Annotated in this window: 24 protein-coding genes; 16 read left to right on the top strand and 8 right to left on the bottom strand. The window is 39.5% G+C overall.

Going from position 1 to position 20,390, the window contains the following annotated elements; genetic code table 11:
- Positions 1-12: 12 nt before the first annotated feature.
- A complete protein-coding gene (locus KO511_RS13520) occupies positions 13-561 on the bottom strand; it encodes a hypothetical protein (RefSeq protein ID WP_215987941.1) in 549 nt (182 codons plus the stop codon).
- 70 nt (positions 562-631) lie between these two features.
- Complete coding sequence (locus KO511_RS13525; RefSeq protein ID WP_215987942.1) at positions 632-826, bottom strand: YdaS family helix-turn-helix protein; 195 nt, start codon at positions 824-826, stop codon at positions 632-634.
- Positions 827-914: 88 nt separating this feature from the next.
- Between KO511_RS13525 and KO511_RS13530 the strand changes: the two genes are divergently transcribed.
- Positions 915-1,832: a S24 family peptidase gene (locus KO511_RS13530; RefSeq protein WP_215987943.1), complete on the top strand. Its 918-nt coding sequence runs from the start codon at positions 915-917 to the stop codon at positions 1,830-1,832.
- Here the strand turns inward: KO511_RS13530 and KO511_RS13535 are convergent.
- Positions 1,817-2,584 (bottom strand): hypothetical protein, encoded by a 768-nt coding sequence (locus KO511_RS13535; RefSeq protein WP_215987944.1) that lies wholly within the window; start codon positions 2,582-2,584, stop codon positions 1,817-1,819. The two genes, KO511_RS13530 and KO511_RS13535, sit on opposite strands and share 16 nt — an antisense overlap.
- Before the next feature lie 263 nt (positions 2,585-2,847).
- Here KO511_RS13535 and KO511_RS13540 point away from each other — a divergent pair, with 263 nt between their 5' ends.
- The 8 genes from KO511_RS13540 to KO511_RS13575 all read left to right on the top strand — a co-directional run bounded on the left by KO511_RS13540 (position 2,848) and on the right by KO511_RS13575 (position 7,421).
- Positions 2,848-3,117 (top strand): hypothetical protein, encoded by a 270-nt coding sequence (locus tag KO511_RS13540; RefSeq protein ID WP_215987945.1) that lies wholly within the window; start codon positions 2,848-2,850, stop codon positions 3,115-3,117.
- A 164-nt stretch (positions 3,118-3,281) separates the two neighbouring features.
- Complete coding sequence (locus KO511_RS13545; RefSeq protein WP_215987946.1) at positions 3,282-3,530, top strand: hypothetical protein; 249 nt, start codon at positions 3,282-3,284, stop codon at positions 3,528-3,530.
- Entirely contained in the window at positions 3,527-3,898 is a 372-nt protein-coding gene (locus KO511_RS13550; RefSeq protein ID WP_215987947.1) for a hypothetical protein, read from the top strand. The genes KO511_RS13545 and KO511_RS13550 overlap by 4 nt, the downstream gene beginning before the upstream one ends.
- A 77-nt stretch (positions 3,899-3,975) precedes the next feature.
- Positions 3,976-4,212, top strand: coding sequence for a DUF7220 family protein (locus KO511_RS13555; RefSeq protein ID WP_215987948.1), 237 nt, complete (start codon positions 3,976-3,978; stop codon positions 4,210-4,212).
- Positions 4,213-4,250: 38 nt separating this feature from the next.
- A complete protein-coding gene (locus KO511_RS13560) occupies positions 4,251-5,252 on the top strand; it encodes a nucleoid-associated protein (protein ID WP_215987949.1) in 1,002 nt (333 codons plus the stop codon).
- Positions 5,252-5,572, top strand: coding sequence for a hypothetical protein (locus tag KO511_RS13565; protein ID WP_215987950.1), 321 nt, complete (start codon positions 5,252-5,254; stop codon positions 5,570-5,572). The genes KO511_RS13560 and KO511_RS13565 overlap by 1 nt, the downstream gene beginning before the upstream one ends.
- 61 nt (positions 5,573-5,633) lie before the next feature.
- Positions 5,634-7,058, top strand: coding sequence for a DNA cytosine methyltransferase (locus KO511_RS13570; protein WP_215987951.1), 1,425 nt, complete (start codon positions 5,634-5,636; stop codon positions 7,056-7,058).
- A gap of 57 nt (positions 7,059-7,115) precedes the next feature.
- The gene (locus tag KO511_RS13575) at positions 7,116-7,421 is read left to right on the top strand and encodes a helix-turn-helix transcriptional regulator (protein ID WP_215987952.1); all 306 of its coding nucleotides are present in this window, start codon (positions 7,116-7,118) and stop codon (positions 7,419-7,421) included.
- Here KO511_RS13575 and KO511_RS13580 read toward each other — a convergent pair.
- Positions 7,405-8,610: a tyrosine-type recombinase/integrase gene (locus KO511_RS13580; RefSeq protein WP_215987953.1), complete on the bottom strand. Its 1,206-nt coding sequence runs from the start codon at positions 8,608-8,610 to the stop codon at positions 7,405-7,407. The two genes, KO511_RS13575 and KO511_RS13580, sit on opposite strands and share 17 nt — an antisense overlap.
- A 182-nt stretch (positions 8,611-8,792) precedes the next feature.
- On the opposite strand from KO511_RS13580, the gene sbcB reads away from it, so the two are divergent.
- The 4 genes from sbcB (at position 8,793) to cdd (ending at position 12,543) form a co-directional block, all read left to right on the top strand.
- Positions 8,793-10,217 carry an exodeoxyribonuclease I gene (gene sbcB / locus KO511_RS13585; protein WP_215987954.1) on the top strand — a complete coding sequence of 475 codons (1,425 nt, stop codon included), beginning with the start codon at positions 8,793-8,795 and terminating at the stop codon, positions 10,215-10,217.
- Between the two features lie 152 nt (positions 10,218-10,369).
- Positions 10,370-10,735, top strand: coding sequence for a CidA/LrgA family protein (locus tag KO511_RS13590; protein ID WP_215987955.1), 366 nt, complete (start codon positions 10,370-10,372; stop codon positions 10,733-10,735).
- A complete protein-coding gene (locus KO511_RS13595; protein ID WP_215987956.1) occupies positions 10,735-11,412 on the top strand; it encodes a CidB/LrgB family autolysis modulator in 678 nt (225 codons plus the stop codon). Before KO511_RS13590 ends, KO511_RS13595 begins: the two co-directional genes overlap by 1 nt.
- A 243-nt stretch (positions 11,413-11,655) precedes the next feature.
- A complete protein-coding gene (gene cdd, locus KO511_RS13600; protein ID WP_215987957.1) occupies positions 11,656-12,543 on the top strand; it encodes a cytidine deaminase in 888 nt (295 codons plus the stop codon).
- 49 nt (positions 12,544-12,592) lie between these two features.
- Here cdd and KO511_RS13605 read toward each other — a convergent pair whose 3' ends face one another.
- From KO511_RS13605 to KO511_RS13615, 3 genes are all read right to left on the bottom strand, one after another.
- Positions 12,593-13,795, bottom strand: a complete 1,203-nt coding sequence (locus tag KO511_RS13605) for an HD-GYP domain-containing protein (RefSeq protein WP_215987958.1) — start codon at positions 13,793-13,795, stop codon at positions 12,593-12,595.
- A gap of 258 nt (positions 13,796-14,053) precedes the next feature.
- Positions 14,054-15,844 (bottom strand): RICIN domain-containing protein, encoded by a 1,791-nt coding sequence (locus KO511_RS13610; RefSeq protein WP_215987959.1) that lies wholly within the window; start codon positions 15,842-15,844, stop codon positions 14,054-14,056.
- 310 nt (positions 15,845-16,154) lie between these two features.
- Complete coding sequence (locus KO511_RS13615) at positions 16,155-16,802, bottom strand: thiopurine S-methyltransferase (protein ID WP_215987960.1); 648 nt, start codon at positions 16,800-16,802, stop codon at positions 16,155-16,157.
- A 316-nt stretch (positions 16,803-17,118) separates the two neighbouring features.
- Between KO511_RS13615 and KO511_RS13620 the strand changes: the two genes are divergently transcribed.
- From KO511_RS13620 to KO511_RS13630, 3 genes are all read left to right on the top strand, one after another.
- Positions 17,119-17,892 carry a phosphoribosylglycinamide formyltransferase gene (locus KO511_RS13620; RefSeq protein WP_215987961.1) on the top strand — a complete coding sequence of 258 codons (774 nt, stop codon included), beginning with the start codon at positions 17,119-17,121 and terminating at the stop codon, positions 17,890-17,892.
- A gap of 42 nt (positions 17,893-17,934) precedes the next feature.
- Positions 17,935-18,402 carry an ASCH domain-containing protein gene (locus KO511_RS13625; protein ID WP_215987962.1) on the top strand — a complete coding sequence of 156 codons (468 nt, stop codon included), beginning with the start codon at positions 17,935-17,937 and terminating at the stop codon, positions 18,400-18,402.
- Between the two features lie 161 nt (positions 18,403-18,563).
- Positions 18,564-19,562, top strand: coding sequence for a DUF3187 family protein (locus tag KO511_RS13630; RefSeq protein ID WP_215987963.1), 999 nt, complete (start codon positions 18,564-18,566; stop codon positions 19,560-19,562).
- Here KO511_RS13630 and KO511_RS13635 read toward each other — a convergent pair.
- Positions 19,559-20,302, bottom strand: a complete 744-nt coding sequence (locus KO511_RS13635; RefSeq protein ID WP_215987964.1) for a sporulation protein — start codon at positions 20,300-20,302, stop codon at positions 19,559-19,561. The genes KO511_RS13630 and KO511_RS13635 overlap by 4 nt on opposite strands.
- Between the last annotated feature and the right edge of the window lie 88 nt (positions 20,303-20,390).

A 20,390-nucleotide genomic window follows, 5' to 3' on the forward strand; every position in this document is an offset into this window, starting at 1 on the left:
GTGGTCAGCCAATTACGCTGCTTTCTTGGTGATCAGTGTTTCTAAGTACTCCAAAATAGGTTCATGAGACTCTTTCGCCTCATGTACTTCTCGGTAAGCATCACGAATTTGGTCAATACTCGCGCTCTCACCTAGAGAGATCACTGCTCTAAATGCTTCAGAGGTTTCTTTGCTATGTTCGCTAAGTAACTGGTCACGAGTTTGAGAGCTATGGCTAGCGCCTATTTTAGCGACCGAGAAGCCAAGCGGGTTAAAGAACTTGTTGAGCATTTCACACGCTCTATCAACAGGCAGAGCCATGATAATGGCTGGTAGTAGATCCAAGATAGTGGCCTTCGCTTCAATACTGGTACGTTCGTTGCAGCGGAAGAAATTTTGAGCGTTGTTTTTATCATCCGAGCCAGGTACTTTCAGCAACTCTTTACGCTGAGCATCAACTTCAAATTTGAGATTGAAACGGTGGTACATACTGGCGATTCGGTTTCCAATGTATTCTTTGCTTACCTCAGTTCGCCAACCTTCTACAGCGTTACGCGTAACGCTTTTTAAACTTAATATCATAGTGATTCCTTTTACTGGTTGTTTGTACAGAGCACGCGCAGTCATGCTGCGATATTTAAATGCGCTATTATTAAAAATATTCAGGACGAAGCTTGTATTTACTTACCTCGCCTCGAGTTAGTTGGTGAATCTTATTCGCTAACTTGGCTCCCGCCTTGCGATAGCCGTACAACACTTGGCGAAGATAATCTTCATTGGTGTTAAGTTTGTTCGCTAAGGATTCTCTTTGACAAGCGTCTAGTTGACGCCAATAGTTTGCATACATATTTAGTACCTCCTAAATACATACTAACGAAATTAAATTAACCTTTCAACGTCGTGTACTTTATTTATACATAGTTTACTTTTAGAGTATGAAAACAGCAGAAGAAATTAGAGTCGACAATGCAAGATTCCTAGCCCAGTTAGAGGGGGGGATCAGTGCTTTCGCATCTAAAATTGATCGTTCAGTGACGCAGACTAGTCGGTTTATGGGGAGCAATCCTACAACAGCCATCGGCCCTAAGATGGCTCGTCATATTGAAACTTGTTTTGATAAGAGTGAAGGCTGGCTAGATATAGATCATAGCTATGGAAGTTTTGACAAAGCTAAGTTTGCTGACAATTTGAATAAATCATGTGAGACTCATGGCATACCAGAGCGTGGTAGAGCAGCCTATATTCAAGAGCACTTATCCAGAAAAGTTTCTCTGGTTGCAATACGTAAATGGTTGTCAGGGGAAAGCATTCCAGATAAGAACAGAGTTGAAGAACTTGCTAGTATTGCAGGAACAACCAAAGAGTACTTGTATTCACTTCCAAGCAACTCACTAACTGAACAGCAGGTACTTCAGGAACCTACACCGCAACATCGTACAGAAAATGTAGTTCCAATCACTGCGCTTAGCGTACCAATTTTATCATGGGTTCAAGCGGGTGCGTTTTGCAACTCTGAATCTCAAGTGCTACCGCATGATTGCGACATGATTCTTTGCCCTGTTCCGAGCGCTTCTAGTCGTACTTTTGCGTTGAGGGTCGTTGGTGACTCCATGACAGCCCAGTTTGGCAAGAGCTATCCAAAAGGGACTATTATTTATGTAGATCCAGAAGTTGAAGCAACACCAGGTAAACGAGTGGTAGCTCGTACTGAACAAGGCCATACATTTAAAGAACTAGCAGAAAATGAGTTCGGTGTACGTTACTTGATAGCGCTCAACCCACATCACCAACCTATATTTGATGATGGGATCGAGGTATGCGGAGTGGTGATCGGTAGTTATATATCTGAGTAACTAAGTGTGCTTAGATCTATAGCTCCACTCTCAATATCTGCATTAATAAACGCTCTCTGTTGTACTGTAGCGCCGTAAGTATTTTTCCCTGTAAATGTAGTTACCAAATGCACTCTAGGCTTTTGGTCTAGGACAAATCTAAATTTAGTTTCAACGTGTTCATACGAATCTTTATCATGCATACCTGCTTTAATTTGCTTTTCTAATGGGCGATATGCACCATCCCATCCACTAAGATTTTTCTCAAACTCATCAAAGTTAAGATAAGCCGCTAACTTTTCGTTGTTATCTGAGTAATCATTTTTGCACCAACCCAAAACCTTTCCTACGGTTAGCTCGACAGACTTTGTATTGAGTAAATGACTAAAGCAATTGTAAATCAGATGACTGTCTTCAGCATTAATACCAATCTCGTTTACATATGACTCGACAATGCTATGTCTATCATGTATCGCCATAGCCTTAGCTTCTGCTAAAGATTTCAACTCAAAGTTACTGAAGCTTGTGCCAGCAATATTGTAAATGGCTATAAATAAAGCCATCCCACCGACACCAAAAGCAATTTGATGTAATTTGGTGAAACTTTTTAAACCCTGGTTTTCTCGTAAGCTATTTAAACCAGACAGTACTATAGGAAAGCTCAACACTCCGATCAAAATCAATCCCCAGACTACAAAAGAATTTGCTGTTGGCGAGAGCGCTATAGCCGTTGAAAAGCACGCAATTGAAACAATAAAATTCCTTACTTTCATATTATCCTCCAGAAAATAACCATTTTAAACTTGACACATACACAACCAAAATGTACTTTAAAAATACAAATTGAATATTGTAGATAATTTAGCTTATCAAACACCCATATAAAATCGATTGCTCATGGTTGAATATGAGAAGCAACTCAATTGCAATCAGTGGCTTATGTGATTGTTATAGCGATTTTGGCAACAACCGACTTGACCATTCGATTATTCGATTATTCGATTATTCGAGAAATTTGTGTAATGAGGACTTAACGATGAAGACATTAGACGTAAATGAAACTCACCAGTTTCTAAACCAGATTCAACTACTGAACACAGTAAGCCGTCAGCTAGAAGACTCAACTTGTAAATTTGATAAGGATGACCCCGTTCGGGTGGCGGCAAACGCCATTTTGGAGGGAGCTGAAGAGTTTAAAGGGCTAGAGCTACATATTGACCCAGACACTTTTCAAAAGGCCCATAAACTGTTTGGTGATGTGGTAGAGCTGCAAGCTTCAGTTGAGGCCCAAGTTAATACCCATTAAAAAGAGAAAACCCCCGTCAGTGACCAAACCAACAGGGGCGTTCTTTGTGCAATGAGACTTAGATAAACCAAGACTCGCAATCAGTATATATCTGGCTGACCACCAATATCAAGCATTTAGGCTGATTGCGGGTATTCACCCACCCAAAATAGGATTTATGTGCAATGAGTATTCTTTCTATTAGCTTTCGTAACAACCAAGAGGCGTTCATTGGAAAACACATCGCCCAAGAACTTGAGCAAGACGGCCATGAGGCATCGGACATCCGTCGAGCTGTTCAGCATGCCATTAACTTTTATCGCAATACTGCAGGGTTTGCACTAGGAAAAGTATTTGACGAGTGCTTAGCACGAGCTAAAAAAATGCTCGTACCTTCTAGAACCAAGCGTGCTAAAAAGGCGAAAACTATATGACGCCGGAAGAACGAAAGCGCAAACAGAACGCCAAGCGTGCTCAAACATTAAGAGATAAACGCAAGGCCAGTGGTAACCAAGATTTACGTGTGTCTTTGAATGCACAGGAGCAAAGAAAGCTAGACAATATTTGTGCTTTCTTCGCCTACCCTGCCGATCCATACGCACAGGAGGAAGCACTTCAATCTTTGATTCACCGAGTACACGCAGAGATTCCTGAGATTGAAGCCAAGTTAGGTAAATGCAGCAAGTGCGGTGAACAACTACCACAAGGCTGTGCCAAGTTACGCGAAGACGGTTTGTTCAAAGGTGACGCCACATGTTGGCATACCATCAACCGTATTCGTATCTATGAGTTAACAAGTTAAGGAATACGAAATGGAATTATTTGCCTATCCAATTGCATGCGTGATTTTCTACGGCTATTTCTGCTGGAGTAATCGCAATGCAAAGTAAAAAGCAAAGCTTAATTGAAAGTATGGTTAACGTGGTGATCGGTTATATGGTGGCTCTGTTTAGCCAACTAGCTATCTTTCCGTACTTTGGTGTTTACCTTCCACTTACCGACAACCTGTTAATCAGCGCTTTCTTTACCATCGTGTCGATCATCCGTAGTTATTTGGTTAGACGTTTGTTTAACCAAAAATATACCCTCAACCCTATTGCAGATATGCCGAACTGACCAACGGCCAACATCAACCAATAAAGGAACTTTGTGCAATGAGTCTTGAATTAATCGCAATCAATCTGTTCAACCTCGTGAAGAACGAGAACGAAGAACTGATCATAAAAATGCCAAGCACTGAGTGCAGCATTAATGTTAAATCTGAGCACTTGGTGATGGACATTCACCGTACCATCAGCGAGAAAACCAATAAAGGCTTTGGCTTTTTCAAGGAAGATAGTGACTTTTGCAAATGCTCTGAATTCACTCTATCGTCCAAATCAGCTCCTTTTGCCGATTTTACTCATGGCCAAGCTAACCGCCTACTATCTGAGCTAAGCAAGTACCCTTTTGCCGATACTGGTTTACTCATATTTGCTCACTACCGTTCTCTGGCTACCGAGTACTTAGTTGTGTCTATCGTACCTTTTATTCCAGGCATGACGGTTGACCAAGGGCTGCATATTCAACCTACCAACTATATCGATGTTTCGAAAATCACTATCGCGGCTCGTATCGACTTTACGGAGTTCAAATATAATCCAAGCTCTAAACGTTATGTTGCTTACCTAAATGCACGTTCAGGCCGTGGTGTAAGTGATTTCTTCTTTGATTTTCTTGATATTGAAAACGGCCTAGAGCCAAAGGCAGAGAATCTTGTTCTTAAACAGGCGGTTGAGGACTTTATCTCCAGTGGTATTAATGACTCAGAAGATGCTCATAGCATTCGCAAGTCGGTAAAAGAGTTTGCTTTTAACGCTGCGAACTCGGGCGAAGAGGTTGTAGTCACGAATTTATCTGAAGAACTCCCTGCGGTTAACGGCGCTGACTTTGCCTCATACGTTGAAGAGAACGGATACGAGCTTTCTGATAGTTTCCCTGCCAATAAATCGATAGCTAAAGGATTAGTAGAATTAAAAGGTGCCGGAGGGGGTCTGAAGATATCTTTTGATCGCCAACTGCTTAGCGAGCGTGTTTTCTATAACCCAGAAACAGATACTTTGACCATTAAAGGGACACCTCCGAATTTGCGTGATCAGTTGGTGAGGGCAAAGTAATGAAAATACAGCTTACGCCTACACCAGATAAACCTTGGTTTTGCTTTGATGGCGACCAGAGTGAGTATTTTTCGACCAAGGATGAAGCTTTAGCAGCATCTAAAAAAGTAATTTCTTACTACCTACATGAATTTTGGGATGAGCAGGTAAACCAAGTACAAGTAGGCAAGATTACCCACATGACTCAAAAAGTTAACGTAAGAAATCGCCCTGGCGATGAAGATCTAGATGCAGAACTAGTTGATGGCAGTGGTGAATACTGGCCCGAGGAGATGTCGTATAAATGCAACTATGAAGCAGTGCCTCTTAATAGCAAATAAACCCGACCTTGGCCGTTTGACTAGCGGCCTTTTTCCGAACAACCAGTGCAATGAGACAGATATGTTAAAACCAAATGAGATAGTAGTAGACAACTTTGCAGGAGGTGGTGGGGCTTCCATCGGCATACAGCTAGGCCTAAACCGCCACGTAGATATAGCGATCAATCACGACCCCGCAGCAATTGATATGCATAAGATGAATCACCCAGAAACAAAGCACTATTGCGAGTCGGTCTGGGATGTTGACCCTATAGAAGTGTGCGCGGGTCGCCCTGTTGGCCTAGCGTGGTTTTCACCAGATTGTAAGCATTTTAGTAAAGCCAAAGGAAATCGACCTGTAGACAAAAATATCCGTGGACTTGCTTGGGTGACAATTCGCTGGGCTTTGCTTGTTCCTGTTAGAGTACTCATGCTCGAAAATGTCGAAGAGTTTAAGACCTGGGGTCCACTAACTAAAATGAATGGGCAATATCGCCCTTGTCCAAAGCGTAAAGGAAGAACATTCAAAGCTTTCATTTCTGCGCTCACTACTGGGCTTTCTCCAAAACATCCAGATTGGCTTGAACTTTGTCGAGCCATTGGTATTGAGCATAATCTGCAATCAAAGTTAAAGATTTTTAAAGGGCTTGGATATGATTTAGCGCACCGCTTAATAAAGGCGAACGACTTCGGTGCAGGAACCAGTCGAGAGCGTTTTTTCATGATAGCGCGCAATGATAACCAAAAAATAGTTTGGCCATTACCCTCTCATGGTACACATCATACCCCTTATATTACCGCAGCAGATAGTGTGGACTGGGCAATTCCAGTTACATCAATATTCGGCAGAAGGCGTCTTCTTGCCTCCAAAACTTTAGAACGTATAGCCAAAGGCATCGAAAAGTACGTGATCAACAATGAGAATCCTTTTCTGGTGCCTGAAATCGCTCAAGTTCCTTTTATAACTGAATGCGCCAACTCTTCGAGCCAAAGAAACATACTTATAGATGAATCACTTAGAACAATAACATCACACGCGAAGGCTGGAAACTTTGCTCTGGTTACCAGTCATGTAATCAAGTTCAGGAATAACAATATTGGACATAGCATGAATGATCCGCTGCATACAATTTCAGCCGGTGGAAACCATTTTGGTGAAGTTAGAGCGTTCTTGATTTCTTACTACGGTACTAGCGGTGCCCAAAATATCGAAGCACCGTTAAACGCTATTACAACCAAAGACCGCCATGGGCTAGTAATTGTAAAAATAAACGGCGAAGACTATCAGATTGTAGATATTGGCTTACGGATGTTTCAGCCTCATGAACTCTTTAAAGCACAAGGATTCCCCTATGATTATAAGATTTCACATGATACTCAAGGCAACAAACTAACGAAAGAAAATCAGGTAGCCAAAGTTGGCAACTCTGTATCTCCGGTAATTCCAGAAGCTTTGGTGAAAGCTAACTTTGTCGAGAACAAAGTATTCCAAAACCGCGCTGCATAAACGCTAGGCCGTATGACCAACGGCCTTATACATAAACCTAGATTAGAGAATTGTGCAATGAGATATTCAGAATTTAATACACAACCAATGAGCTTTACTTACACTCCACCTTCATTTGCAATGGAGTCACCAGATTCGTCAAATGAGGATGTTTATGACAAACAGCGATACCCTGAATCATCTAATAAAATCATGTGCCACCAAGAAGTTTTAGATTTTTTCAACAAGAAGCGAACCACTATAATTTCTTGGCGAAAAAACCGAGGTTTCCCAGAACCAATAAGTAAATCGCCTCTTCGTTGGTTACGTGAAGCAGTAATGAATTGGGTAGAACATGAAGGTGGATTTAAAGCGGGCAACTAGCCCGTTTTTTTTCGTTCTCGAGTTCTTTTTGAACCTGTTTAAAGAGTTCATCTGCGAACTGCTCATAAGCTTCTTTTTGTTCAGGTAACCAGTCATGTTTGTTATAGATCGCCATTACCCCCACTAGTTCGTGACCTAACATTTTTTCTGTCACATGAGGCATGGTTCCTAATGCTGAGCAAGTTGTTGAAACGCTGCGCCTAAAATCATGAGTTCGCCAATGTGGCAGTTTCATAGAGTCTCGCAATCTTCTGATATAGCGATTGGCCGCAGATATTGTGATCGGTTTATGGAGAGATGCTCCAGGAAAAAGATAGTCATCAAACGTATTCATCAAACGCTCTAACATTGGTTTGATATGCTTTGGGATTGGACGCCTAATCGTATTGCCCATTTTGCTAAGTTCAGGAGGGACGGTCCAGATGTCATTTACCATATCAAAATGATCTCTTCTTGCCAGTCGTAGCTCTGACAAGCGATTGCCCCATAACATTGTCATCAGGTGTAGGTTTTTGGTCGATGTTCCTGCTTTGCTTCTTTCAATTCCTATCCAAATATTCGCAAGTTCTGGAAGTGTCAGTACTCTATCGCCACCTTTAGAGGCCTCTCCAACGTCTTGTTGGCGTATTTTTTCAAAATGGGTTCCATCAATTAGAAACTTAGATTTGCAGAAATTTAAGCAGGCTCTCATCTTAGAGAAGGCGGAGTTGGCTGTTTTAGGGTTTTTCTTGGCAATTTTATCAAACCAACTCATCCATTCTCGTGCTGTGATCTTTTCTACATCCACATCTGGAAACATGTGATAGAAGTAGTTATTTGCAACGGAGTGATATAGAACTTGAGTACCTTCTTTCTGTCTAGAGACTTTATGTTCAAACCAGTAATCCAAACAGTCTTTCACAGTTAAGAAGTCAGTTTCACCAGTAATTGCGATCTCTGGGTTTCTTCCCTCTTCTTTTAATTCAAGCATCCTTTTGTGAATTTGCCTTGCATTCTTAAGGCTGATTATCGGATACTTCCCGATACGAATGCGTTTACTTTTACCATTGAACCTGCAACGGTATTGAAAGGTGATATTTGCTTTAGCTGATATTTTCGCTATTAGCCCTTCACCGTCACTCAGTTCTACTGGGCCGCTATACTCATGTTGTTTAGTAATAGCTTTTAGCTGCTTATCTGTAATGCTCAAATTATACACCTTAGAAATTAGGACACAGCACTTACTGAATTTGGACACATATTTAGACGCAAGTACAAATGTAAAACGTGCAAAAACACAAAAACTTAACTTAAAATATATCACAACAAACAAAGCTAATCGACTGGCGTATAAGGCTTACTTTGATAAATAACGAACAGAAAAACAAAACAATGAAAAGTGGCGAACAGCCTACATTCTTCTTCTTCGATTATGAGACTTGGGGGACCAGCCCTGCCCTCGATAGACCTTGTCAGTTTGCAGGTGTACGAACTGATATGGACTTTAATATTATTGGTGAACCTCTAGTTATCTACTGTCAGCCACCTTCTGATTACCTACCTTCACCAGAAGCGGCGTTAATCACTGGGATTACCCCACAAACTGCGGTTAAACATGGCCTGACAGAACCAGAATTTATTGCTCAAATCCACCAACAGTTTTCTGTACCAAATACCACAAGTTTGGGCTATAACAATATACGTTTTGACGATGAAGTCACACGCTATACCTGTTACCGTAACTTTATTGATCCTTACGCTTGGAGTTGGCAAAATGGTAACTCACGTTGGGATTTACTAGATGTTATGCGTGCCTGCCACGCTCTTCGCCCTGAAGGTATTAATTGGCCAGAAAATGAAGAGGGTTTCACTAGCTTTAAGTTGGAGCACCTTTCTGCTGCCAACGGTATTGAACACACTAATGCACACGATGCCATGGCTGATGTTATCGCCACAATTGAATTAGCGAAAAAGGTAAAAGCGGCTCAGCCGAAGCTGTTTGATTACTTTTTAAGTATGCGCCATAAACGTAAACTCAATGAGTTGGTGGATATTGTTAACATGACACCACTGATGCACGTCTCTGGTATGTTTGGCCGAGATTGTCAGTATACTAGTTGGGTAGTACCACTGGCGTGGCATCCGACTAATCAAAATGCAGTTATTGTTGTGGATTTAGCTAAAGATCCGCAACCACTCCTCGACCTTGATGTCGACCAACTGAATCAACGACTCTACACCAAACGTTCTGAACTAGGGCCAGACGAACCTCCTGTACCAATAAAGCTCATACACTTAAATAAATGCCCGATCCTGGCAAAAGCGAAAACACTCACCGCTGAAAATGCGGCAACAATTGGCATCAATCGTGAGCAGTGCCTACATAACCTCGATACCATCAAACAAAATCCAGGAATACGTGAGAAGCTTGTCTCGCTCTACTCAATAGAACGAGAATATAGCAGTAAACAAGATATCGATTCACAGCTATATGATGGTTTTTTCTCACCTGCAGATAGAACATCGATGAATATTATTAGAGAAACAGATCCCGAAAGCCTAGGTTCATTGGACATCTCTTTTCATGACCAGCGTATTGCCCCACTTTTGTTTCGGTACCGAGCAAGAAATTTTCCATCAACATTGAACGATACTGAACAACACCAATGGGCTAATCACTGCCAAGACTATTTTAACAGTCGTATCCAAGACTATATCCTTAATTTGGAAAACTTAGTTCATGAAAATGAAAGTGACGAAAGTAAAGTGATTATTTTAAAATCAGTTTACAAATACGTTGAGAAGTTAGTCTCTTAAAGCGCTATTACCTGCACCCTAACCAAATTAGCGCTTGTGCAATGACATCATAACAATAATTTAGTCATGCAAAGCCATAATAATACACTAGGTGACTTCTTCTAGTGTATTTGTGTTTATAGTTACGTTGCGAGTATTAAACAGGACTAACCATGGCAAAAATACTAATCAAATATACTACCTCTATGGGGTTGATCTTCATATGTTTATTAATAGGTAATGCAATTCAATCTCTCCTGAACACCTCTATACCAAGCAGTATTATAGGCATGTTAACCTTATTTACCCTTCTTGTTATCGGGGTTGTACCTTCAGAATGGGTTCGTCCCAGCGCAACACTTTTCATTCGCTATATGGTGCTATTATTTGTTCCTGTTAGTGTTGGCCTAATGGAACATCTTGATATGCTTTATGCCAATGCTTTACCTGTACTAGCAAGTGTAATCGGAGGCAGTTTTGTTGTCCTTATTGTACTAGGTTTGATGCTTGATCGCCTGCTAAAAAAGGGCAACAAATAATGTGGTTAATTTTTACCATTATCGTTTTTTTCTCTGCTCGATGGCTTAGCCAAAAAGTGAGAAACCCTTTACTGAATCCACTTTTAATCAGTCTAGCAGCCATAATACCTTCTCTTACTTATTTAGAAGTACCTTTCGACACATACTATTATGACAATCAGTGGATAAACTACCTACTTCAACCAGCAGTGGTAGCGCTCGCCTACCCTCTATATGAACAGCTTCCGCAGATACGTTCAAATTGGCGTATCATTATGCTTTCATGCACAGTGGGCAGTATTATGTCTATGCTTACCACTACGCTAATTGCATCTTACTTACGTGCTGATCTCACTCTGGTTGCTAGTCTACTTGGTAAATCCGTTACAACACCCATAGCTATGGAGATTTCAAGCCATCTTGGAGGAGAACCTTCTATCGCGGCAATTTTAGTGATGTTAGCAGGACTGTTTGGTGCTATTTTTGCCTACCCAATATATACCTTACTTAATATTACCCATCCGATAGCTAAAGGTTTAACCATGGGGGCTGTATCCCATGCCCTTGGGACCGCAACATGCGCAGAAAAAAATGGCCAAGACGCCGCATTTAGTTCTCTTTCACTGGTTCTATGCGGTGTTATCACATCCGTTATTTCCCCTATTTTTTTTACGCTTGCAGTATGGCTAGCAGCATAAGCATGCTGGATTATGTTTATCTAATTTGATCCAGTTCACTATCTGAAGTTATGCAATCGTTAACATGTGTGAGATCACTAAGAATATGTAAAATTAATTTCTGTTACATTAATAATGCAGATCAAAATCACAGTAAAAATTTCTTTGTACCATAAAATAGACTGCCACATCAGATTGCGCCACAGTGATAACCAAGGTCTAGTGGTCTGCAGATGTTTAACAATGTCAATACAAGGATTTATAATGAGAAGCCGCCTTGAACACGCACTTGCTGAAGCACCAACATACATTGCAGACTTCCTATCTCCTATTATGCTTGCTGATAATTTTGATGCCACCCTATCAAAAGAACAATATTCTCGACTGCTACAAGTGTCTGGTATTGACGACAAAGAGCTAAGGGTTGCCCTACTTCCATTCGCAGCCGCATATGCTCATGCAAGCATTTCAAATTTTTATGTTGGCGCCATTGCTAGAGGGTTATCTGGGCATTTATATTTTGGAGCAAATCTTGAAATGTCTGGAACTCAACTAGGACAAACCGTTCATGCGGAGCAGTCAGCGATTAGCCATGCATGGATGAAAGGTGAGCAAGGCATTTCAGATATCACCATCAATTTTAGCCCCTGTGGCCATTGCCGCCAGTTTATGAACGAACTAACAACCGCTGATATACTCGCGATACAACTACCAGATGTAGATCAAAAAACACTCCAAAGCTACCTACCCGATTCTTTTGGTCCATCAGATCTTGGAGTGACGTCAGGTCTAATGGCACAAGCTGACCATGGCAATATAGCTGTAGAAAATGATGAAATGATCGTCTCAGCTCTTAATGCTCTCAATAGAAGCTATGCCCCATACACTAAAAACCACAGTGGTGTGAGTATTAAGGTCAAGGATGGTAAAATTTATCAAGGCTCTTATGCCGAGAATGCAGCATTTAACCCTAGTCTTCCCCCACTACAAGTGGCACTTAGCCAAATCCTTCTCGATGGTAAAACATTCGATGAAATAGAAGTGGCTGCATTAGTAGAAAAGTACGAAGGTAGCTGTAGCCACTTAGAAACGACTCAAGCTACATTGGAAACAATTAATCCCGATATTCCACTCAGTTATTTGGCCCTTTAATGGTATTTAATTGAATAAAGGCGTCTTAAAAACGTCTTTATCCAATTGGTCACAAGTCAAAAAATGGCGTGGGATCTATTTCTAAGTCACATGGTGCTATCGCTTTTTCAATCTTGTAGCGTTTATCTTTTAAGTCGATAAATTTAACGTCAATGAATCTGCTGTATTTACGTGAGTAAAAGCATTTCACTTCTGGCTTAAGTGGCTCACTGCTATTGGACGTCCAAACGATACCAATTTTCCCATCATTAAGCTCAACGATTGCACCGACTGGATACATGCCTACGCAATTTATAAACTGATAAACTAGATCTTTATCAAGATGAAAAGGTGTCAACGTTAGTAGAACTTTAAATGCATCAGCAGAGCTCATTCCATCTTTATAACAGCGGTTTGCAGTGAGTGCATCATATATATCGACAATGCAGCTCATACGGCCATGTAACGGAATTTCGTCTCCTTTAAGGCCATTTGGGTAACCCTTGCCATCCAGTTTCTCATGATGCATCAAACATACATCACGACTTATCTGGCTAATACCTGCTACTTCAGAAATAATTTGTTCAGCATATACTTGGTGTAACTTCATATGCTCAAATTCATCGGCAGTGAGTTTTCCTTGCTTATGTAGTACTTTATCATCGACTTTTATTTTTCCCACATCATGGATAATGCCACCTATCGCCATATCCTTTAGGGTATCACTCGGCAAACCAAGAAATTTACCAAATGTCACCAGCAAAGTCGCTACATTGACCGAATGTTCAAGCAAGTATTCATCTTTATTTCGCAACGCAGATACACAGTGAAGTGCATCAGTATCATCCAATGCCTCACTTATAAGATCTTCAGCCCAACGTTCGAGGTTTGGGACTATGAGCTCAGTATCATCGAAAGTTTCATTCAAAAGTTTATTGGCTAACTCTTTTGCATCTCGAATTATCTTCGCTGCCGTCGATTGCCTTATTTTTCGGTTAGGCAATTGACGTTTAACTATGGTAACTATACATGCAGTATTGTCTGACAAACTATCAACAACAGGGTTGAACACACTCCCCTTGGTAGAAAGACTCTGATCCACCCAAGCGAATTTAATCCCATTTTTTTCTAACTGTTTGATCGCTTTCTCTGATGAAACTCTACCAGCATGGGCAAGATGCACTCTCTCACTATCTTCAATAGCAGTAACAAACATCCCGACTGTCAGTGTGTTAATGGGTATCTTGATTGAATTATTAGGATCAAACTTCATCGAATCACTTCGTCAGCCAATGATAATGACATAAATGTAATTTACATTATAAACTCAATTTATTCAGGCTACTGGAAAGTTATTGCAATTGAAGAGTAGGTTGTTGTTCAGAACTAAACACATCTGATACAAAACAGTAACATCAACTTAGTATTTAACTTTTAATATTACAGTTATACCCTGGGCATATAAAAACCCAACAGACACTGGATCTGTTGGGTTTAATTTTAGTGTTTTTTGAGTTTCAGCTAACGTCCATCATTCGATGTTACTACACAAGCAAGTGGCCATCCCAAAGTCTGCAAATCGGCTAGTGAATTGTGTCCCATTAGGTTTAGTTTCATTATATTCAACCTTTAATATTTTGGGTTGATTTGTCGATGCATCAATCAAACTAATTGATTGGTCTGAATTGATAGTAAACAAAACATCATTAGTGAAACGGTCTGGCTCTTCCCAATACCAAACTTGAGTATTAGAAGCATAGTCATCATTACATTCATCACTAAGTTTAAGTTGTTGATTTGAAGAATCCAAACAATGATTTAAATTGGCGACACTTCTGTAGCGTTTCTCTTGGTCATAAACAAATGCTTGTGCCTTACTACCTTCGACACACTCCCTAAATGACAGTTGATGATTGGCTTCGGCTGTTAAACACATCGCATTATCTTGGCTTAGATAAACAGACTTTATTGTTACGGCGTCACTCCCGAGAAACCAAGGACTATCCCAATCAACTAAGATGGTAAATTCATCTGCATACTCGTGTTTCTCATAATTTCTATCTTTACGCCAATTTGAGTTATTTCCTGACGAGAAAAGCTCATTAGAAATGATATACCTTCTACCTAAAAACATTCTATTTTGACCAAATAGAGATAACGTGTTCACTTTTGAGTGAATACTTATGGTGGAAAAGCCTGAAACTTGAGGTTTAGCAGCTATTTTGGCTACAAAGTCTGGTCTAAGACCTTGCAAAGAAAGTGGATTCCTGTCTCTTAATTTAGAAAAGTTCCAAGGTTCATCATATGATGTTGCCCAGTCCCAGCACCAGCCATCTGCCGTTCCTAAACTGCAAAAACCTGCTTCTGGTTCTTTATGGGAACCATAAGTATTATTAAGATATTTAAGCTGATATCCATTTTTATGTGCTTCAGTTTTTAAACCAAATTGCTTACTACTATTAATTTGATATTTATTGGTAAGTCGATATTCTATATTTTTTATCGGAAGCTTAGGAGCAAGCCCAAGGCCAAGTTTTATCGATGAGGTGGTTTCTTTTTCAATCCTCGTATCTGTTTGGTCCTGCATCTTAGGCTCTAGATCATTGAGATAAATATCACCGTTTTCTAGCCTTTCGCTTTCATTAACATTTATGCCAATACTGGTCGAATCTATATATTCTCGATAAACATAACTGGTATGACTATTTTTTTTCCAAGATGCATATATATCTTCTTCGTCTCCCATATTAAGACCAGCTCCTTCATCAAGGATAATCTCTACAAATTTATCCTTGTCACCAAATTTATAAAAATATGGTGATTTTCTGTAGTATCTCACCTTAAACTTTAGATTTGTGTTTCCTTTCCCTTCTCTACCAACAGTAAATCTGCGGTGAAAAGCAAATTCTATAATTTGTGAATTATTAACATTTGGCACACTCCCCATATCAATCGAAGATTTGTTTGATTTATTATGAATATTGTGATCATCACTGATGACTTTAGTAATGTAATCTAGTTCTCTTTCTTCCATAATATATATTTGTCGGCGGACTACATCTTTTGGAGAAGTAATTAACGTATATGGAGATGAAAATCCAATACCTATGACCTTATTTGTAAAATCTTCCCTCTCATTAATTGAAATATTGGCTAAGTCTAAAAAATAATATTCACATCTAGCAGGGTGTTTTGTTTCATAACCAAATAAAGTACACCTATCTATATCGAGAGTAGTAGTATTATCCTCAGCACGTACTATATGTGTAAAAAAAACCAACACAACTAATAAAAACAGTCGGGAAGAGTATTTAGTCATCATAATTTCTCTAATTTTAATTATTATTACATTATGAAATATACTGGCAACAAAAATATCCATCAACAATTATTTAACATCTAAGATCACATTAAAATAAAATGATACTATTATTAAAATATGACCATGACGGTAAAGAAAAAATTCATTTAAATATAGGATTTAGAGTAAATATTTTAAAATTACAGCACGATTTTTTGCATTTAATCGATAAGGAAATAAATAATTGGTTTATAAATAATGATTCCTATCTACAACATTAACATCAAGTGAGTCATAAAAATATTGACTCACTTGATATAAACAGTAGAACTTAGCTTTCAATTAAGTAAACTTCCTCAGCAAATCTTGAAAGTCCGTGCTTTATAACTCTTGGATGCGTTTGTTCCGCATCTTCACGGTATAGCTTAGAAATTTTATACTCTGAAAACAGTTTATTGACTTCTTGTTCAGTTACAGAGAACGGTGGGCCTGCCATTTCTTCTTGCTGATACTCAGTAGTGATCAATAATATTCTTCCACCAGCTTTGAGCAAGCTTTTAACACGCTCAACATACCCACCCCGCATAGATTCTGGTAAAGCAACTAATGCTGCACGATCGTAGATAATATCAGCAGGTTCGAGCGGTGCAGTAAAAATATCTCCAGTGTAGATAGATAGCTCATCAAACTGATACAAGTCATGTTGACCATTAACTGTAATCACCGTTGGAGTATAAAAATGCTCCGCGAAAAAAGAACGAACCGCTATTTCGCTCAACTCAACACCTTGAATATGTTCGTGCTTAGTTGCGAGCCAGACCAAATCTTCTGTTTTACCACATAAGGGAACAAACACCTTATCCTTACTACTAGGTTTGGTCTCAGGCCAATACTGAACAAGAAGCGAATTAACGTCTTCAAGGTGAAAGCCAATTTTATTTTCCGCCCAGCGACGGTGCCAAAACTCTGCATCTTTCATTATACCTACCCTTCGTCATTTCTGTGCTTCATAGCCTATATGAAACACTGGATTAGTGGTATCCCTTAAACTGTATTAATCGTTCAGATTAGGTTCAGGTTATATGGCTATAATAGTTTGTATTTAGTATGCAGCATGTGGATGTAAGTAATTCATACTTAATGAGAATTACTTCAAATAATTGCATAGATAATTTTTGAATAGGTTGTTTTTTTCCAAAACCTCCCACATGTAGATAAAAGAGATAAGTACTTCTTGGCGGCCAGAGCTTTTAATCTTCCCTTTGTCCAAGTAGCTACAAATCTAAGGAGAGTAAATGAGCTTATTTTTGCGAACAACTGCACTGATGCTTTTAATGCTCAGTCGTGCACCTGCTTTCGCCTCCGTTCAGACCACACAAGACACTGAGCAGAAATGCTCTATCGACCAAAATCAAGTTTGTTCTAAAGCATTCAAACATAATCTCAGTGGCTTATACAGTGTTCAAACCATGTCCACAACTCCAATTCAACCCTATACTGATTTTGATGTGCTCTACAGCAAAGCGCATCAAGCTCAAGCTGAACTTGAAATGATCTGTAAAAGTGCGGCTATGTTGACATCAACCAATGCGAGCTTTTCTGGTATCAAATCTTCCCAACGAGCAAGTGAAAAAATCATCCATGAACTTAATGGTCAGACAGAACGTATCACTGATCTTGCTCGTGCAACCATAGTTGCAAATGATATTGAAAGCCTGATGTCTGTGTATGAAGTTCTTAATCGTGAAACTACTTTAGTGAAAGTTAAAAATCGTTTTAAAAAACCAGCAGCTTCAGGTTACCGCGATCTTAATTTGCTTGTTCAGTTGCCTAAAACTAATCTTGTCGCGGAAGTGCAATTACACCTTAAAGCTATTGCTGATGTTAAGAATGGGCCAGAGCATGATCTTTATGAAAGTATCCAGACGATTGAACGTCAGGCAGCATTGCAAAACCGTACCCTAAGTGAATTTGAACTAGCGCAAATTCGCTCAATGAGAACAGAATCTAAAGCTCTTTATCAAAACGCTTGGCAGCCATACATCACTACTCATCTAAGTGCCGCTTAATGTTGTTACCTCTGAGCTATTTAATTACGTAAGGACCAATAAATGACACCGCAACAAGAAACATTTCTTAATCAATACTTAGTGTCAGTTCCAAAAAACTATTGCGAATCAATCACAGACACTATTGCAGAATGTTTCTGCTCAGATGAGTACAACGCGAATCAGTGCGCCAAACTCATCAACCAAGGCACAAAAAGAGCTTCATGTAGCCTCAAAGAAGCCTATGATATCGAAAATGAACCTCTGCCAAAGGTCGGACGATTGACTATCGTGTTAAATTGGCGTCAAGAACCAGTTTGCATTATCAAGCTAACTGATGTTTCTATTTGTCCTTTCAATCAAGTGACTGAAGAGTTTGCGCGCCTCGAGGGTGAAGGAGATTTAAGTTACCAATGGTGGCATGATGCACATATTCAATTTTTCACAAACTATGCGAAAGAGGTAGGGGCAACTTTTAACCCAGACTCGGAACTTGTATTAGAGCGCTTTGAAAAAGTATATCCGTTGTGAATAAAGATGCTTTCCCAAGGTTAGACCAAGAAGCTAATTAATTTTATCTCAAGGTAAACCGCTTAATAGCTTTCATTTTTTATGTGACAATCATCAATTAAGCAAACGTCAATAACCTAAGCTAACCTTATAGCAGTCATATAAGAATTAGAATAGGCATTATGAATGGCATAAAGACGTTTTGCTTTTTTTATCTTGCAGTACTGACAATTGCTGGACATGCATCAACGCATAATGATTATGGTCCGGTACAAAGTTATACCCAGTCACCCTTTCATACTAACAGTTTGTCTCCTCAACTCCGGTCTGGATTCTCATTGAACGAAAACCAAGTTGAGGCTTATGGAACAGGAACAATTTCCAGTATCTGGGCAGTGACTCCAGACTATGAACTCGATTACTATCAAAACCAAATAGCAATTGGTGGGAAATGGCAACTGCATCAAGACTGGCAGCTTGAAATGAATTATCGATGGAACTATGCCGGTAATAATCACTTGGACCGACTAACAACTTCTTTCCATGATTGGTTTAACATCGATCAAAATGGGCGTGAAGACGTAAACAATGACCGCTTCATTATCGATATTCCAGCATATGGTATTGAACTTGAAAATTTTCGCAGTGAAAGTCTCAGTCACGCTCTTACCAGCTATTTGCAATACCAATTGATGACAAAAAAACACCATGGTCTGTCTGCTGGTCTATCTCTATATTATAACAATACTCATCACGGTATCTTTTCATCTTCTGAGTTTGAACAAGGTATCCAAGTCAACTATGGCTATCGCCGAGATAAACATTCACTAGACGCTATATTAGCTTTAACTTTCCGAAATACACCAACTGTGTTTAAAAGTATGCCCTATCGTTCTAGTACTTGGACTATTGGCAGTAGCTACCGATACCAATTTTCTGAAAAACACCACCTGATAGGACAACTTGCTGTTCATGAAGGCGTCTCAGGCGGTGATGATGAGTTTTCAAAACCTTCGACTGAGTTTACCTTTGGATACCGATACCAGATGGAAAACTCAGCGATAGAATTGACAGCAATAGAAAATATGTTTAACGCGGATAACAGTACCGATATCGCGTTTGGCATTGGTTACCGATACCGTTTTGGTTCAGCTGAAAACCCAAAATCAGAAACTCCTTAAACCGATAGTATCCGGCTTAATGCAGAGCGTATTTCTACATCTGTTGCATTTCTATTTAACGAGAAAGAAATGTATTGGTCCCCTTGAAAGCTCAATGAGCGATCAACCTCAGCGAGGCAGTGAATGACATCAGCATCGAGAATAAAAGATAATTCAATCTCCTTTTTATTAATAAGACCATTATTTCTAAATTCAATTTCTTGATAACAACCCGACTTTGACGAAAAGTTACTGCCTTTTAGATAACCTTTTTCAACATCGGCTTTCACCATTGTAAAACCTGAATCTTCAACGCCAGTAATAAGTTTAGCAACTGCTGGCAAAGGTTTGATTTCCACAAAATCTCGATCTTTAGGATCAATAGCGAAATCAATATCAAGACTCGTTTCTAGCCAAACCTGACATTGATTTTTTAAGGCGATCAGGGCTGTTATGGGCGTTTCTGGTTCAAGTTTAAATTGAAATGGTACTTGCTTATTTTGATTAGCTTGAATAGTAAAAGGTTGGACGGCCTGAAGTGTTCCAAGAGTAAAATGTTGGTAACTTGTTCCATCTTCACTTTCTACTTTCACTTCAGTACAAAGTTTTAAATTAATAGCATCAACCTGCTGATCGACGTCTCCACCTTGAATATTTACTGTACCTTGAAGCGTATCTCCTTGAACATAAGAAATGCTATTTAGAATAGTATCGACTTTTGCAGCACCAATACCCAAAGACGCTTTTAACTGGCCAAACATAGTTTTCCCTTTTATGAAAATAGTTAATGCTTAACTAGCATGCATTACAGATAAGCCGCAAGACATTTTTTTTACCAATGTGTCAGTA

Source organism: Vibrio hepatarius, from assembly GCF_018860525.1.
GTDB lineage: Bacteria > Pseudomonadota > Gammaproteobacteria > Enterobacterales > Vibrionaceae > Vibrio > Vibrio hepatarius_B.

Excerpts from the sequence above, each read along its gene's own strand:
- KO511_RS13520 (WP_215987941.1), bottom strand. The coding sequence starts at position 561 with ATGATATTAAGTTTAAAAAGCGTTACGCGTAACGCTGTAGAAGGTTGG.
- KO511_RS13525 (WP_215987942.1), bottom strand. The coding sequence starts at position 826 with ATGTATGCAAACTATTGGCGTCAACTAGACGCTTGTCAAAGAGAATCC.
- KO511_RS13530 (WP_215987943.1), top strand. The coding sequence starts at position 915 with ATGAAAACAGCAGAAGAAATTAGAGTCGACAATGCAAGATTCCTAGCC.
- KO511_RS13535 (WP_215987944.1), bottom strand. The coding sequence starts at position 2,584 with ATGAAAGTAAGGAATTTTATTGTTTCAATTGCGTGCTTTTCAACGGCT.
- KO511_RS13540 (WP_215987945.1), top strand. The coding sequence starts at position 2,848 with ATGAAGACATTAGACGTAAATGAAACTCACCAGTTTCTAAACCAGATT.
- KO511_RS13545 (WP_215987946.1), top strand. The coding sequence starts at position 3,282 with ATGAGTATTCTTTCTATTAGCTTTCGTAACAACCAAGAGGCGTTCATT.
- KO511_RS13550 (WP_215987947.1), top strand. The coding sequence starts at position 3,527 with ATGACGCCGGAAGAACGAAAGCGCAAACAGAACGCCAAGCGTGCTCAA.
- KO511_RS13555 (WP_215987948.1), top strand. The coding sequence starts at position 3,976 with ATGCAAAGTAAAAAGCAAAGCTTAATTGAAAGTATGGTTAACGTGGTG.
- KO511_RS13560 (WP_215987949.1), top strand. The coding sequence starts at position 4,251 with ATGAGTCTTGAATTAATCGCAATCAATCTGTTCAACCTCGTGAAGAAC.
- KO511_RS13565 (WP_215987950.1), top strand. The coding sequence starts at position 5,252 with ATGAAAATACAGCTTACGCCTACACCAGATAAACCTTGGTTTTGCTTT.
- KO511_RS13570 (WP_215987951.1), top strand. The coding sequence starts at position 5,634 with ATGTTAAAACCAAATGAGATAGTAGTAGACAACTTTGCAGGAGGTGGT.
- KO511_RS13575 (WP_215987952.1), top strand. The coding sequence starts at position 7,116 with ATGAGATATTCAGAATTTAATACACAACCAATGAGCTTTACTTACACT.
- sbcB (WP_215987954.1), top strand. The coding sequence starts at position 8,793 with ATGAAAAGTGGCGAACAGCCTACATTCTTCTTCTTCGATTATGAGACT.
- KO511_RS13590 (WP_215987955.1), top strand. The coding sequence starts at position 10,370 with ATGGCAAAAATACTAATCAAATATACTACCTCTATGGGGTTGATCTTC.
- KO511_RS13595 (WP_215987956.1), top strand. The coding sequence starts at position 10,735 with ATGTGGTTAATTTTTACCATTATCGTTTTTTTCTCTGCTCGATGGCTT.
- cdd (WP_215987957.1), top strand. The coding sequence starts at position 11,656 with ATGAGAAGCCGCCTTGAACACGCACTTGCTGAAGCACCAACATACATT.
- KO511_RS13605 (WP_215987958.1), bottom strand. The coding sequence starts at position 13,795 with ATGAAGTTTGATCCTAATAATTCAATCAAGATACCCATTAACACACTG.
- KO511_RS13610 (WP_215987959.1), bottom strand. The coding sequence starts at position 15,844 with ATGATGACTAAATACTCTTCCCGACTGTTTTTATTAGTTGTGTTGGTT.
- KO511_RS13615 (WP_215987960.1), bottom strand. The coding sequence starts at position 16,802 with ATGAAAGATGCAGAGTTTTGGCACCGTCGCTGGGCGGAAAATAAAATT.
- KO511_RS13620 (WP_215987961.1), top strand. The coding sequence starts at position 17,119 with ATGAGCTTATTTTTGCGAACAACTGCACTGATGCTTTTAATGCTCAGT.
- KO511_RS13625 (WP_215987962.1), top strand. The coding sequence starts at position 17,935 with ATGACACCGCAACAAGAAACATTTCTTAATCAATACTTAGTGTCAGTT.
- KO511_RS13630 (WP_215987963.1), top strand. The coding sequence starts at position 18,564 with ATGAATGGCATAAAGACGTTTTGCTTTTTTTATCTTGCAGTACTGACA.
- KO511_RS13635 (WP_215987964.1), bottom strand. The coding sequence starts at position 20,302 with ATGTTTGGCCAGTTAAAAGCGTCTTTGGGTATTGGTGCTGCAAAAGTC.